The following is a 15,223-nucleotide window of genomic DNA, read 5'->3' on the forward strand; positions in this document are numbered from 1 at the left end:
TTTGCACGGGGGGTCCCGGGGGGAAGCAGTGGCGCGACTGTACCCGGCGGTACGCGACGGCGACAATCTTCGGCGGCATCTACGCAATCAGGAAACGGGCATTCGGTCGCGTTTCGGCGGTCCATGGCCGGACCTTTGGCCCTATGTTCGAGAAGTGTTCGACAGGCAGTGCCGGTCGGGTGGCTCAGGCGACGGATGCGGGCGCCGACGCGGAACCGGAGGAAGCGCCACCGGAACCGTCGATGTCTGACACGCCCGACTCGAGGGCCTCGCGGATCCCGTCGGCGACCGCGGGGTGAACCGGCAGCGCGAGATGGCCGACTCCGCTCACCCGCACGTTCTGTACGAGCAGGTCCGGATGGTCGACGCGGGCCGTCTCGACGGGCACCATGATCCGGTCGAGATCGCTCCAGAAACTGACGAACCGGGTGCGGCAGCCCGGCGCAGGCAGCCGCAGCTCCTCGATCACCGGCGAACCCGGCCGCATCTGCCGCACGATCGGGTGCACGCTCGCGATCGGCGCGACGGTGGTGCCGGAGTGCGGCGTGCCGAGCGTCACCAGCGTGCGGACCCGCCCGTCACCGCCGAGGCGCTGGACGTAGTAGCGCGCGATCAGACCACCGAGGCTGTGTCCGACGATGTCGACCCGGTGGTGGCCGGTGCGTGCGCAGATCTCCTCCACATGGCGGCCGAGCAGATCCGCGGCGGCACGGATGTCGCAGGTGAGGGGCGAGTAGTTGAGGCATTCGACAGGGTGGGGGCCGCGCCGGGCGAGGGCCCGGCGCAACAGCACGAACACCGAGCGGTTGTCGGCGAAGCCGTGCAGCAGCACGGTCGGAACGGCGGCGGACGACCTCGGCAGGCCGGGCACGCGACGGGCGCGGGGGTGGCGCTCCGGAGCGAGGCCGGTGGGGTAGAGGAGCAGATGTCCGGCGAGGATCACCAGCTCCAGAGCGGTGGCGCGCAGCAGCGCGGCGGGCAGACCTGGGGTCCTCACGACGACCTCCCGTACGGCACGGCGGGGGCGGCTCTGCCCCGCGTGCCCTCATGGGAAGCGCGCACGACCCGGGCCGGGGCGCGACGCGAACGTCTCCGGAGCCCGGTGTCGCCGTACCACCGCGCCGTGCGGCTGTCGGTGCGGTGGTACGGCGACCTGTTGTGGACCTGCGGCGGCTTCCCGCGCGGTCGTGCCCGCAGGGCCGCGCGGGGGGCGTGCGCGGTGTCTGGAGCGGGTACGACGCTCGGCGAAAATGTCCCACGTGTGATTTCCCCCTCCCGGTGCGCCGCGAAACGGCCACGTGCGGGATGCTGGAGATAACGTTCGTTCACTTCCCCGCGTCCCGGTACGGCCGCGGGGAGCCAGGAGGCAGTGATGGGTGTGACTGGTCCGATCCGCGTGGTGGTGGCCAAGCCGGGTCTCGACGGCCACGACCGCGGCGCCAAAGTGATCGCGCGGGCGCTGCGCGACGCCGGTATGGAGGTCATCTACACCGGGCTCCACCAGACGCCCGAGCAGATCGTCGACACGGCGATCCAGGAGGACGCCGACGCGATCGGCCTGTCGATCCTCTCCGGCGCGCACAACACGCTCTTCGCGAAGGTCATCGCCCTTCTGAAGGAGCGCGACGCGGCGGACATCAAGGTCTTCGGCGGCGGGATCATCCCGGAGGCGGACATCGCGCCGCTGAAGGAACAGGGTGTGGCGGAGATCTTCACGCCGGGTGCCACGACGGCGTCGATCGTGGACTGGGTCAACGCGAACGTCCGCGTAGCGGCGTAGCCCTCTGGCGGGCGGCGGACCGGGCCCACGTTTCCGGACGTGGCCCGCTTCGGAATACGCCTCCACCGGGCGGGGCCGCGTCTGTCCGGCTTGCGTGCCGGCACTGGCCCGTCCGCGCCGGCCCGGCTCGCCCCGGCCCCGCGCGAACGCGCCCGTGCGGGCGGCCGGCCCTGCGGGCCCTGAAACGAGGCCCTGCCCCGGCCCCGAGGGGACAGTGGCAGCGGAGGCAGCCGCGCCCGACGATCGGCGCACCGGCGCGGCCACCCCGCGCAGGGGCACCGCACCTGCGGCCCGCCTCGGTGTCGGTATCGGTCGCACGCGCCGACCGGAGCCCGGGGCACCGTACCCACGGCGCGCCCCCGCCCCGGTGTCGGTCGCACGCGCTGGCCACCCCCGCCCAGGGGCACCGCACCTGCGGCCCGCCCCGGTGTCGGTATCGGTCGCACGCGCCGACCGGGACCGACCACTGACCGGGCCCACCACCGGCCGGGGGCCGTCCACCGACGGGGGGCCCACCACCGGCCGGGGCCGGGTCCGCCACGGGGGTGTCCCGGGCTACGGGGCGAGTTCCCTGGACATCGTCGCCCGGAGACGCAGCGTGGCAACGAGGCGCTGGAACGCCTCCGACCAGTAGCTTCCCGCTCCCGGTGACGCGCCCTCCTGATCGTCGGGCGTCGCCGTGAGGACCTCCAGGCGGGTGGCTTCCTCGGGCGACAGACAGCGTTCCGCCAGACCCATCACACCGCTGAAGCTCCATGGATAGCTGCCGGCGTCCCGGGCGATCTCGAGGGCGTCGACGACCGCCTGTCCCAGCGGCTCCGCCCACGGCACCGCGCACACGCCGAGCAGCTGGAACGCTTCGGGCAGACCGTGCGCGGCGATGAACCGGGCCACCCAGGCGGCCCGTTCGGCCTCCGGCAGCGCGGCGAGAAGCCTGGACCGCTCGGCCGGTGACGTCGTGCCCGGCCCGGTCGACGGCGGCGTGCCGGGCGAGCCGAGCAGGGCGCGGGACCAGTCCGCGTCGCGCTGCCGTGCCGCCGCCCGGCACCAGGCCGCATGCAGTTCGTCCGCCCAGCCGTCGGAGACGGGCAGTGCCACGATCTCGTCTGGGGAGCGCCCGCCCAGCCGGCCCGGCCAGACCGACAGCGGGGCCGCCTCGACCAGTTGCCCGAGCCACCAGGACCGTTCACCACGTCCCGACGGCGGGGTGGGGACGATGCCGTCACGCTGCATGTCCGCGTCGCACTCGTGGGGCGCCTCCACGGCGATCGCCGCCGTCGTGTCACCGCTGCGGTCGATGGCGACGCAGGACGCGGCACGCGCGGCCATGCGGCCGGCGAGCGCGGAGCCCGGGAGTGCGGAGAGGAGTTCCGCGGCCGTGGAGCGGACGTTGCGGCTGCGGTCGGACAACGCCTGCTCCAGGAACGGCTCGTCCGCGTCGGACAGTCCGGCCCGCAGCGAGTCGAGGAACATCAGCCGGTCCTCGGCCCGCTCCGTGGACCAGGTGGTGCCGAGCAGCGTCAGGGCGGCCCCGGAGTCATGGGCGCGGACGGCGGCGAGCAGCGCGACCCGTTCCGCGAACAGCCCTTCCTCCCACAGCGTCCGTACGGCTTCCGCGTCGTCCACGGAGGGCAGGGCGGAGCCCGCGGACCCGCCGCGCAGCGCGTACTTCCACTCCGGATTGAGCCGCGCGAGCCACAGCCCGCGCGGCCCGGCGAACTCCAGTGCCCGCGGGCGCAGGTCCGTACGGGCCCGGGCGGCGTCCAGCAGGGCGGGGAGGGTGGATGCCGGTGCCCGGTAGCCGTGATCGTTGGCGGCGGCGAGCCATTGGGGCAGCAGCTCGGTGAGGTCCGGGGCGGTGCCGCGCCGGCCGCCGGAGCCGGCGGTCCCGGCACGGTCGGCCAGCAGCTGTACGAGCCGCCGCCTCGCAGGCTCCGGCAACGCGGGGCGGGCGTCGTCCGGCGCGGGATCCGTCGTGCCGCCGGCCGACGCCGCGGGGCGCAGTCCCGCCCGGCGTCGTACGGTGTGCAGCGCGGCGGCGTCGAGCAGGGCGACGGGTGCGTCCTTGCCGGCGGGTGTCAGTCCGGCGGACGGCGTCCGCCGGACGGTGCCGAGCAGCGCCGAGGTGACGATCTCTTCCCACGGTGACGTACTGGCGGTGCGGGTCATCGGGTTCTCCCTCCCGTTCCCGGGCGTTCAGATCGGAGTTCAGAATCGGAGTTCAGAATCGAAGCTCAGAATCGAAGCTCAGGTCAGCGGGACCGTCTCGGACATGTCCGCGGGCCACGCCGTCAGCGGCGAGAACCCCTGGTGGCCGAACTCACCGAAGACGGTGACCGGCCGGCCGCCTGCGAGCGCCACGAGCTTCCACAGCCCGGGTCGGGCGAGCGCTGCGGGCGCGACGGGCAGTGTGTCCCTGCCGTCGGCGTCGGCGAGTTGCCATCCTTCGCCGTCGGGCACGGGTATGACACCGGTGAGGGTGACGGGCCAGGAATCCAGCCACGGGTCGTCGCGCAGGGCCTGACCGTACGCGGCGACCGCACCGGCGCACGGCCCGCCCGGCGGCGGTGAGTCGATGGCGACCGGCAGGGTGAACTGCTCACCCAGTTCGGCCCTCGGGCCGCTGCCGGTGTGCGCGGTGACCTCGGCGTCGATCATCAGCCCCACGGGCAGGGCGAGTTGGGGCGCGCGTCCCGCCGCACCGAAGGAGAGCAGCAGAGCGGCCCGCTGTGACGCGCGCCCGTACAGCCAGACGCGGCGGGTGGTGAGTTTGCCGTCGAAGGAGTCGTACTGGGCGAGGATCAGCCAGCGGTCCCGGACGGCCGGGCCGTCGGCGGCGGAGGTGAGCCCGACCCTGGTGCGGACCGTGGCGGCCAGCGGTTCCGGCAGCCGCTCGCGCCCCAGCCAGGCGGAGTCCAGCAGGTGGATCAGGGCACACTCCTCCAGGAGTCGGACCGGCCAACCGGGCCCTGAGCCCGGGATCGCCCCCAAGTCCCTGACCCGCGCCGCGAGTCCGGGAGCCTGGGCGTCCACCATGCGTGCGGCGGTCTCCTCCCACAGCCCGTACCCGGACTGCCCGGCCGCCGCGCAGCAGATCGGCGAGGCGCTGTTCCAGCTCGGTGGCGCCCGCGGTGATCCGCTCGGCGCGGCGCTCGGCCCGCCGCCTGGCGGCGTCCGGGTCGACGCTCTTCCCGCCCGCGTCCGGGGCGGTGTCCGACTGATCCTTGCCGGTGGTGCGCTTCCTGCGCGCCGAAAGCCATTCCTCCGCCCAGCCCGGGGCGGAGTCGGTGCCCCGCACGGTCTGCTCGTCGGAGGCCCAGACCAGCAGCAGCCCCAGCGCGTGCTTGCACGGGAACTTCCGGCTCGGGCAACTGCACCTGTACGCCGGGCCCGTGGTGTCCACGACGGTCCGGTAGGGCTTGCTGCCGCTGCCCTTGCACATGCCCCACACCGCCCCCGCACCGTCACAGCCCGCGGCGGACCAGGGCCCGGCCGTGCCCAGCTTGCTTCCCGCCTTGCGCGACGCGTCGTCAGGCGCCAGTGACAGCACCTGCTCCGTCGCCCAACGGGCGCCCTGAGTCGTGGCGGGCGACGCCGTTTCCCCGTTTGTCAGAAGCATGGGAACGACGCTACGGCCGACCACTGACAATCACCCCGAACGCCTGATCGCTCCCGCCCCTGCCCCTGCCCCCGCCCCTGCCGCACGCCGGTGGCCGCTGCCGGTCGCCGGTGGGCCGCTCACGCATGCCGGTGGGCCGCTGCCGGTCGCCCCGCGCGGCTGCCCGGCCCGATCCACGGCCACCACGGATCTTCTGACATTGCACTGCTGACCTGCGGTCATGTCGCGGTGTCCGGGCTGTTGTCAGTGGCATGGTGCACGGTTGTTCCCACATCGGGTCGAACGATCTGGAGGGGGATTCCATGACCGTGTCAGAAACCGCCGCGACGACCGGAGCCGAGGCCCTGCGGCCGCACGCGGAGGACGCGTTCTCCGGCGAACTGCGGGCGCTGGCCGCGCTCGACGACCGGCCGCGGCCGGTGAACTGGCGGATGTCGCCGTGGGCCGTGGCCACTTATCTGCTCGGCGGCACGCTCGCCGACGGCACCGTGATCACGCCGAAGTACGTGGGGCCCCGCCGGATCGTCGAGGTCGCCGTCACCACGCTCGCCACCGACCGGGCCCTGCTGCTCCTCGGCGTGCCGGGTACCGCGAAGACGTGGGTGTCGGAGCATCTGGCAGCGGCCGTCAGCGGCGACTCCACCCTCCTCGTGCAGGGCACGGCCGGTACTCCGGAGGAGGCCGTCCGCTACGGCTGGAACTACGCGCAGCTGCTGGCACACGGCCCCAGCCGCGACGCGCTGGTCCCCAGCCCGGTCATGCGTGCCATGTCCGAGGGCATGACCGCGCGGGTCGAGGAGCTGACCCGTATCCCGGCCGACGTCCAGGACACGCTCATCACGATCCTCTCGGAGAAGACGCTGCCCGTCCCCGAGCTGGGGCAGGAGGTGCAGGCCGTCCGCGGCTTCAACCTCATCGCCACCGCCAACGACCGCGACCGCGGGGTCAACGACCTGTCGAGCGCCCTGCGCAGGCGGTTCAACACCGTCGTGCTGCCCCTGCCGCAGACGCCGGAGGCGGAGGTGGACATCGTGTCGCGGCGCGTCGACCAGATAGGGCGCTCGCTCGACCTGCCGGCCGCGCCGGAGGGCCTGGAGGAGATCCGCCGCGTGGTCACGGTCTTCCGTGAGCTGCGCGACGGCGTGTCCACCGACGGCCGCACCAAGATCAAGTCGCCGTCCGGCACGCTGTCGACGGCCGAGGCGATCTCCGTCGTCACCGGCGGCCTTGCGCTGGCCGCGCACTTCGGTGACGGCGTGCTGAGGCCGGGGGACGTGGCGGCCGGCATCCTCGGCGCGGTCGTGCGCGACCCGGCGGCCGACCGGGTCGTCTGGCAGGAGTACCTGGAGACCGTGGTCCGCGAGCGGGACGGCTGGAAGGACTTCTACCGCGCCTGCCGCGAGGTGAGCGCATGACCGGCCCGCTCCTGCTCGGAGTCCGCCATCACGGACCCGGCTCTGCCCGGGCGGTGCGGGCCGCGCTGGAGGCGGCCGCGCCCGCGGCCGTTCTGATCGAGGGCCCGCCGGAGGGTGACGCCCTGCTGCCGCTGGCCGCCGACGAGCGGATGCGCCCGCCGGTCGCCCTGCTCGCCCACGCCACGGACGACCCGGGCAGGGCCGCGTTCTGGCCGCTGGCCGAGTTCTCCCCCGAGTGGGTGGCGATCCGGTGGGCGCTGGCCAACGGCTCCGTGGTGCGCTTCATCGATCTGCCCGCGACGCATTCACTCGCGATGGCCGACGAGTCGCGTGACGAGCAGCGTGAGTCGGATGGGGAGGCGGAGGAGACGGCGGATGTGCGGATCGACCCGATCGCCGTGCTCGCCGCAACTGCCGGTTACGACGACCCGGAGCGGTGGTGGGAGGACGTCGTCGAGCTGCGCGGCGGCCACGGCGCGCGGGCGTCCACGGCGGGCGGGGATGCCCTTCCCGGGAGCCCGGCGTCCCCGGACGTCGCCGCTGACGTCGCCGCTGACGTCGCCGACACGGCGCGCGGCGCGTACGCCACGGGCGGTGCCGAAGAGTGCGCCGATCCGTTCACGCCGTGCGCCGGCCCGTTCGCGCCGTTCGCCGCGCTCGGGGAGGCCATGACCGCCCTCCGGGAGACGTACGGCCACGGGGGACACGACCGGGATCTCGTCCGCGAGGCGTATATGCGGCTCCAGCTCCGCGCGGCCGGGAAGGAGTTCGGTGGCGCCGCCGTCGCCGTCGTCTGCGGCGCCTGGCATGTCCCGGCGCTCCAGGCGAAGACGACGGTCACCGCCGACAAGGCCCTCCTCAAGGGTCTTCCCAAGGTCAGGACCGAGACGACCTGGGTGCCCTGGACACACCGCAGGCTGGCCCGCCGCTCCGGGTACGGCGCAGGCATCGACTCGCCGGGCTGGTACGGGCATCTCTTCGGCGCGCCCAACCGGCCCGTCGAGCGTTGGATGACCAAGGTCGCCAGGCTGCTGCGGGACGAGGACCGCATGGTGTCGTCGGCCCATGTCATCGAGGCCGTCCGGCTCGCCGGGACGCTGGCCGTCATGCGAGGCAGGCCGCTCGCCGGGCTGACCGAGACGGTCGACGCCGTCCGTGCCGTGATGTGTGACGGCTCCGACGTGCCGCTCGACCTCGTCAGAGACCGGCTGATCGTCGGGGACGTCCTCGGAGAGGTGCCCGACACGGCGCCCGCCGTGCCGCTCCAGCGGGACCTGACTCGGCAGCAGCGCAGCCTGCGGCTCAAGCCGGAGGCCCTGGAGCGCGAGCTGGACCTCGATCTGCGCAAGGAGAACGACGCCGCCAGGAGCCGACTGCTGCACCGGCTGCGGCTGCTCGCGGTCGGCTGGGGCGAGCCGGTCACAAGCCGGGGGAGCACCGGCACGTTCCGGGAGAGCTGGCGGCTGCGCTGGGAGCCCGAGCTGTCCGTGAGGGTCGCGGAGGCCGGCGTCTGGGGTACGACGGTGCTCGCCGCCGCCACCGCCAAGGCCGAGACGCGGGCCGTCTCCGCGACAGCGCTCGCCGAGATCACCGCACTCGCCGAGCAGTGCCTCCTCGCGGAACTGCCCGACGTGCTCCCCGTGGTGATGAGGACACTCGCCGACCGGGCCGCTCTCGACGCCGATGTGGGCCACCTTGCCCAGGCCCTGCCCGCGCTGGCCCGTTCCCTGCGGTACGGGGACGTGCGGAGCACCGACACCGCCGCGCTCGGCGAGGTCGCCGCGGGGCTCGCCGAGCGGATCTGTGTCGGCCTGCCGCCCGCCTGCGTCGGGCTCGACGCGGACGGGGCGGCCGAGATGCGCGAGCGTCTCGACGGCGTGCACACCGCCGTCGCCCTGCTCCCGGACGCCGGCGGCACGGGCGAACGCTGGAGGTCCGTGCTGGGCAAGCTCGCGGCCCGCGACTCCGTAGCCGGAGTGATCCGCGGGCGCGCGGCCCGGCTGCTGCTGGATGAAGGGCGGCTGGAGGAGGACGACGCCGCGCGCCTGATGGCTCTCGCGCTCTCTCGGGGCACGGAACCGGCCGAAGCGGCGGCCTGGATCGAGGGCTTCGTCGGCGGCGCGTCCGGCGGAGGGCTGCTCCTGGTCCACGACGAGCGCCTGCTGGGCCTCGTCGACGCGTGGCTGTCCGGCGTACCGGCCGGAGCGTTCACCGATGTGCTGCCCTTGCTGCGGCGCACCTTCTCCGCTTATGAACCGGGCGTGCGCCGCACGCTCGGCGAGCTCGTCCGGCGCGGACCGGCGGCGACCGGACCGGCTCGGACGGCCGTCGGCACACCCGGCTTCGGCCCCGGCCTCGACACAGCGCGCGCGGACGCGGTGGTTCCCGTGCTGCGGCTGCTGCTCGGCATCGACGACAACGACCTGGCGGAGGTGGCCCGATGACGGCGAGCACCGGCTCGAACATGAGCGGCAGGACCGGTACGTGCAGCACCGGCATCCCGAGCGCCGACCCGAGCCCGGCCCATGTCCCGGGCCTGAACCTGAGTGCCAATCCGAGCCCGAACCCGGCTCGGACCCAAGCCCCGGGCCCGACCCTGGCTCCGGGGCCGAGCCCGAACCCGGGCCTGAACCTGAGTGCCAATCCGATCCCGAACCCGGCTCGGACCCAAGCCCCGAGCGCGAACGCCGACCCGACCCTGGCCCCGAGCGCCGACCCGGCCCAGTCCCCGACCCTGCCCCTGAGCCCGCCCCAGTCCCCGACCCTGCCCCTGAGCCCGCCCCCGACCCAGTCCCCGCCCCCGACCCAGTCCCCGAGCCCGAACGCCGACCCGACCCGGGCCCCGGGGCCCGGCCCGACTTTGGGCATGAACGCGAGCGTGGACGACGAGCGGCTGCGGCGGTGGCGGCTGGTGCTGGGCGGCGAGTCCGGCGCGGACGGCACGGGCCGCGCACTGACCGGCACGGACGCGGCGATGGACGGGGCGCTCGCCTCCCTCTACGGGCAGGGCACAGGCACCGGCGGCGGCAACGGACGCGGCAGCCGCGGCGGCGCCAGGTCGGCGGGGCTCGGCGCGTCCGCGCCGTCCGTCGCCCGGTGGCTGGGCGACATCCGCACCTACTTCCCCAGCTCGGTCGTCCAGGTCATGCAGCGCGACGCGATAGACCGGCTCGGCCTCTCCACCCTGCTTCTGGAGCCGGAGATGCTCGAGGCCGTCGAGGCGGACGTGCACCTCGTCGGCACTCTGCTCTCGCTCAACAAAGCGATGCCGGAGACGACGAAGGAGACCGCCCGTGCCGTCGTGCGCAAGGTCGTCGACCAACTGGAGAAAAGACTCGCCACCCGCACCCGCTCGACGCTGACCGGTGCGCTCGACCGCTCGGCGAAGATCAACCGGCCGCGCCACCGCGACATCGACTGGGACCGCACGATCCGGGCGAACCTGAAGAACTACCTGCCGGAGTACAACACCGTCGTCCCCGAGCGGCTGATCGGCTACGGCCGCGCGTCCCAGTCGGTGAAGAAGGAGGTCGTGCTCTGCATCGACCAGTCGGGCTCGATGGCGGCGTCCGTCGTCTACGCGTCGGTGTTCGGCGCGGTGCTGGCCTCGATGCGCTCCATCGCGACCCGGCTCGTCGTCTTCGACACGGCGGTCGTCGACCTCACCGACCAGCTCGACGATCCGGTGGACGTGCTGTTCGGAACGCAGCTGGGCGGCGGGACGGACATCAACAGGGCGCTGGCGTACTGCCAGTCGCAGATCACCCGCCCCGCCGACACCGTCGTCGTACTGATCAGCGACCTCTACGAGGGCGGAATCCGGGACGAGATGCTGAAGCGCGTCGCGGCGATGAAGGCGTCCGGAGTGCAGTTCGTCACCCTGCTGGCACTCTCCGACGAAGGAGCGCCGGCCTATGACCGGGAGCATGCGGCCGCCCTCGCGGCGCTCGGAGCGCCGGCGTTCGCCTGCACCCCGGATCTCTTTCCGGACGTCATGGCGGCGGCCATCGAGAAGCGCCCGCTCCCCATACCGGACACGGCTGCCCGTCGGTAGCACGACGGGGCACGGTGCCGCGTCGGGTGACGGAGGGCTTGCGCCGCCCTGGGAGCCTGCCGCGAGCATCGGCGTCGACCGGGCTGCAGCCGGTCTCCGCCCACAGCGCCATCGGTCCGGCCCACGGCATGACCGGTCGGGCGGAAACGTTCACCGCCGGTGTCGTGTCGGCGGTCCCGCTGTTCGCACAGGAGTTTGCGACGAACGTCACGGGCGGCGCCGCGCCACTCGCGGGGAACGCGGTCGGCGGGGTGGAGGGCGTCGTGTCCGAGGTGACGCCGATCCACCTGCCGTACGGCGTCCGAGCGACGGCGCGACCAGGCATCCACCAGGTGTCTGACCAGCGGGCCCGGCGGGCACACCGGGCCGGGATGTCCCCGTCGGCCCGGGGGCCTCCCGGCCGTGATGCCGGTGCGGGGAGCGCTCCGGGCCCCGTACCGGCCCCGGTCCGACCGCGGCGCCGGGGCGGCCGCTGTGACCGTAATCACCGCTCAGGTGTGATCTGCGATTTAGGGGCGCGCGTCCGGCGGGGATAACCTGCCAGGCGGACATGCCGCGCCCACGGACACCGTGTGTGCCTCCCTTGTGACAAGAGCAGTCACGTTGCCCTTCGCGGCACGCCCACGCAGAAAACGAACCGCGATCATCAGAAAAGGGACGGACTGCGCGTGGACCTGTTCGAGTATCAGGCGAGGGACCTCTTCGCCAAGCACGGTGTACCGGTGCTGGCCGGTGAAGTCATCGACACGCCTGAGGCGGCGCGCGAGGCCACCGAGCGGCTGGGCGGCAAGTCGGTCGTCAAGGCGCAGGTGAAGGTCGGTGGCCGCGGCAAGGCCGGCGGCGTCAAGCTGGCAGCCACCCCGGACGAGGCCGTCGCTCGCGCGACGGACATCCTCGGGATGGACATCAAGGGCCACACGGTCCACAAGGTGATGATCGCGGAGACGGCTCCGGAGATCGCCGAGGAGTACTACGTCTCGTACCTCCTGGACCGGACCAACCGCACCTTCCTGGCCATGGCCTCCGTCGCCGGCGGCATGGACATCGAGGAGGTCGCCGCGACGACCCCCGAGAAGCTGGCGAAGGTCCCGGTCGACGCCAACGAGGGTGTCTCCATCGAGAAGGCCCGGGAGATCGTCGCCCAGGCCCAGTTCCCGGCCGAGGTCGCCGAGAAGGTCGCCGAGGTCATGGTGACCCTGTGGAAGACCTTCATCGCCGAGGACGCGCTCCTCGTCGAGGTGAACCCGCTGGCCAAGGTCGCGAGCGGTGAGGTCCTCGCCCTCGACGGCAAGGTGTCCCTCGACGAGAACGCCGACTTCCGCCAGCCGGAGCACGAGGCCCTCGAGGACAAGGCCGCAGCCAACCCGCTCGAGGCTGCCGCCAAGGCCAAGAACCTCAACTACGTCAAGCTCGACGGCGAGGTCGGCATCATCGGCAACGGCGCGGGTCTGGTCATGTCGACCCTCGACGTCGTCGCCTACGCCGGTGAGGCCCACGGCAACGTGAAGCCCGCCAACTTCCTCGACATCGGCGGCGGCGCCTCCGCCGAAGTCATGGCGAACGGCCTCGAGATCATCCTCGGCGACCCGGACGTCAAGTCCGTGTTCGTCAACGTCTTCGGTGGCATCACCGCCTGCGACGAGGTCGCCAACGGCATCGTCCAGGCCCTGCAGCTCCTCGCCTCCAAGGGCGAAGAGGTCACCAAGCCGCTGGTCGTGCGCCTCGACGGCAACAACGCGGAGCTGGGTCGCAAGATCCTTTCCGACGCCAACCACCCGCTGGTCCAGCGTGTGGACACCATGGACGGTGCGGCCGACAAGGCCGCCGAGCTCGCCGCTGCGGCCAAGTAAGGGAAGAGGGACTGTAGAACCATGGCTATCTTCCTGAACAAGGACAGCAAGGTCATCGTCCAGGGCATGACCGGTGCCACGGGCATGAAGCACACCAAGCTCATGCTGGGTGACGGCACCAACATCGTGGGCGGCGTGAACCCGCGCAAGGCCGGCACGTCCGTCGACTTCGACGGCACCGAGGTACCGGTCTTCGGCTCCGTCGCCGAGGCGATGGAGAAGACGGGCGCCGACGTCTCCGTCCTCTTCGTGCCGCCGGCCTTCGCCAAGGCCGCCGTCGTCGAGGCCATCGACGCCGAGATCCCGCTCGCGGTCGTCATCACCGAGGGCATCGCGGTGCACGACTCCGCCGCCTTCTGGGCGTACGCGAAGTCCAAGGGCAACAAGACCCGCATCATCGGCCCGAACTGCCCCGGTCTCATCACCCCGGGCCAGTCCAACGCCGGCATCATCCCGGGCGACATCACCAAGCCCGGCCGCATCGGTCTGGTGTCGAAGTCGGGCACGCTGACCTACCAGATGATGTACGAGCTCCGTGACATCGGCTTCTCCTCCGCCGTCGGCATCGGTGGCGACCCGGTCATCGGTACGACGCACATCGACGCCCTCGCGGCGTTCGAGGCCGACCCCGACACCGACCTGATCGTCATGATCGGCGAGATCGGCGGCGACGCCGAGGAGCGTGCGGCCGACTTCATCAAGGCCAACGTCACCAAGCCGGTCGTCGGTTACGTCGCGGGCTTCACCGCCCCCGAGGGCAAGACCATGGGCCACGCCGGCGCCATCGTCTCCGGCTCCTCCGGCACCGCGGCGGCCAAGAAGGAGGCCCTCGAGGCCGCGGGCGTCAAGGTCGGCAAGACGCCGACCGAGACGGCCAAGCTGGCGCGCGCGATTCTCGCCGGCTGACCTTTCGCAGCACATGTGCGGGCCCGCACCCGGGCGACCGGGGGCGGGCCCGCACGCGTACCGGCTCAGCTCGATGCGGCGTCGGTACCGGCTCAGCTCGGCGTCGGCGTCGGCATTGGCGGCTTCGGTGCGGCGTCGGCGTGAGGTGTTTCAGTGCGGCGTCGGCATTGGCGGCTTCGGTGCGGCGTCGGCGTGAGGCGCATCAGCCCGGCATCGGTACCAGGCGCTCCGGCCCGGCGCCCGGCCCGGCGCGCAGCTTGTCGCGCAGTGACCTTTCCTCGGCCGTCAGCGCGTGCGGGCCGTACCGCGGCGCGGGCACGCCGTCGACCTGCCGGGTCGCCGACACCGGTGGTTCGTACTGCCGCGGGGCGGTGGCCATGGTGAAGACGGTCGCCGCCGCCATCAGCGCCGTCGCCGTGGCGACGGTCCGCGTCCAGGTCCGGGCCCGGCGTTCGCCGCCGCCGCGCACCGCCGACGCGGGGGTCAGGAGCGGCTCGGGCACCGCGTCCACCAGGACCCGCAGCCGGTCCCGCAGCATGCCCGGGCCGGCGGCCGGTCCGGGGAGCCGTTCGGCCAGGGCCTCACGGGCGTGCAGGAGGCGGTTCGCCGCCGCCCTGGTGCTGGCCTCCGTCTCGGCGGCGGTCTCCGGCAGGCCGAGCCCCAGACCGTCGTGGAGCAGCAGGGTGCGGCGGTACGCGGGGGGAAGCTCCTGCAGTGCGTCGAGCAGCGTGCCCAGCGGGTCACCCTCGGGGAGTACGTCGGGGTACCGGTGGACGGCCCGCAGCCGGTTCCACGGGGACATGGCGTACTCGTGCGCGACGGCCCGCACCCAGCCCGCCGGGTCCCGGTCCACGGCGACCTCCGGCCAGCGCTGCCAGGCGAGGTGGAACGCGTGCTCGACCGACTCGAGGGCGAGCCGGCGGCGGCCGCCGAGCAGATACGTCTGTCCTACGAGCCCCGGGGCGGTGGCCGCGTACAGCGCGTCGAACGCCTCCTCCGGCCCCGGGCCGGGCCGCGGCGGGACCACCGGGACGGCGACCGGGATGCCGACGGCTCCGGGGGCGGCGACCGTGACGGGGGCCGGGCCCGGCGCGGCCGGGGCGGGCGTGGAGGCCGGTCCGGTCCGGGACTCGGGTGGGGCCGGGTCCTGCGGCCCCGGACCCGGGCTCCCGGGCGTCGGTCCGTCCTGTGCCGCGACGAAGGGCGCCGGTGCGTCCTGTGCCGCGGCGAAGGGCGCCGGTGCGTTCCGTGCCGCGGCGAAGGGCGTCGGTCCGTCCTGTGCCGCGACGAAGGGCGCCGGTGCGTCCTGTGCCGCGACGAAGGACGTCGTTGCGTCCCGTGCCGCGGCGGCGAACGACGCGAGCAGCTTGGCGTACGCCTCGCGCTTACGCCCCCTGGGGTCCGTCCGCCCGGTCTCCCAGGAGCGGACCGTCCCCCGGGTGACACCGGCGGCCGCCGCGACGGCTCCCTCCGAGACGGACGCGGTCTCCCGCAACCTGCGCCGTTCCTTCGGAGGCGGCAGCGGAACGCCGGATGCGGAGCGGGTGGTGCTCTTGGTCATGAACGGCTCCCAGCGGCACAGCACTCGATGAAAAAGCA

General features: G+C 73.4%; 9 protein-coding genes and 1 pseudogene. 6 read left to right on the plus strand and 4 right to left on the minus strand.

Features of this window, described 5'->3' with window-relative positions:
• Window positions 1-184 precede the first annotated feature (184 nt).
• Window positions 185-997: an alpha/beta fold hydrolase gene (locus AB0903_RS23965; protein WP_366705972.1), complete on the minus strand. Its 813-nt coding sequence runs from the start codon at window positions 995-997 to the stop codon at window positions 185-187.
• 375 nt (window positions 998-1,372) lie between these two features.
• Between AB0903_RS23965 and AB0903_RS23970 the strand changes: the two genes are divergently transcribed.
• Window positions 1,373-1,780 (plus strand): cobalamin B12-binding domain-containing protein, encoded by a 408-nt coding sequence (locus tag AB0903_RS23970; RefSeq protein WP_264246628.1) that lies wholly within the window; start codon window positions 1,373-1,375, stop codon window positions 1,778-1,780.
• Between the two features lie 555 nt (window positions 1,781-2,335).
• Here the strand turns inward: AB0903_RS23970 and AB0903_RS23975 are convergent.
• Window positions 2,336-3,949, minus strand: coding sequence for a DUF5691 domain-containing protein (locus tag AB0903_RS23975; RefSeq protein WP_366705974.1), 1,614 nt, complete (start codon window positions 3,947-3,949; stop codon window positions 2,336-2,338).
• Window positions 3,950-4,027: 78 nt separating this feature from the next.
• Window positions 4,028-5,399: pseudogene (locus AB0903_RS23980) on the minus strand (SWIM zinc finger family protein).
• Between the two features lie 302 nt (window positions 5,400-5,701).
• Between AB0903_RS23980 and AB0903_RS23985 the strand changes: the two are divergent.
• The 5 genes from AB0903_RS23985 to sucD all read left to right on the plus strand — a co-directional run bounded on the left by AB0903_RS23985 (window position 5,702) and on the right by sucD (window position 13,624).
• Window positions 5,702-6,814 carry an AAA family ATPase gene (locus tag AB0903_RS23985; protein ID WP_366705976.1) on the plus strand — a complete coding sequence of 371 codons (1,113 nt, stop codon included), beginning with the start codon at window positions 5,702-5,704 and terminating at the stop codon, window positions 6,812-6,814.
• Window positions 6,811-9,258 (plus strand): DUF5682 family protein, encoded by a 2,448-nt coding sequence (locus AB0903_RS23990; RefSeq protein ID WP_366705978.1) that lies wholly within the window; start codon window positions 6,811-6,813, stop codon window positions 9,256-9,258. Before AB0903_RS23985 ends, AB0903_RS23990 begins: the two co-directional genes overlap by 4 nt.
• A 422-nt stretch (window positions 9,259-9,680) precedes the next feature.
• Window positions 9,681-10,868, plus strand: a complete 1,188-nt coding sequence (locus AB0903_RS23995; RefSeq protein ID WP_366705980.1) for a VWA domain-containing protein — start codon at window positions 9,681-9,683, stop codon at window positions 10,866-10,868.
• 668 nt (window positions 10,869-11,536) lie between these two features.
• Entirely contained in the window at window positions 11,537-12,718 is a 1,182-nt protein-coding gene (sucC, locus tag AB0903_RS24000) for an ADP-forming succinate--CoA ligase subunit beta (RefSeq protein ID WP_366705982.1), read from the plus strand.
• Window positions 12,719-12,739: 21 nt separating this feature from the next.
• Complete coding sequence (gene sucD / locus AB0903_RS24005; RefSeq protein ID WP_053557004.1) at window positions 12,740-13,624, plus strand: succinate--CoA ligase subunit alpha; 885 nt, start codon at window positions 12,740-12,742, stop codon at window positions 13,622-13,624.
• 202 nt (window positions 13,625-13,826) lie between these two features.
• On the opposite strand, the gene AB0903_RS24010 is transcribed toward sucD, so the two are convergent.
• Window positions 13,827-15,185, minus strand: a complete 1,359-nt coding sequence (locus AB0903_RS24010; RefSeq protein ID WP_366705984.1) for a sigma factor-like helix-turn-helix DNA-binding protein — start codon at window positions 15,183-15,185, stop codon at window positions 13,827-13,829.
• Window positions 15,186-15,223 lie beyond the last annotated feature (38 nt).

The organism is Streptomyces sp. NPDC048389 (assembly GCF_040706335.1).
Taxonomy (GTDB): Bacteria; Actinomycetota; Actinomycetes; order Streptomycetales; family Streptomycetaceae; genus Streptomyces.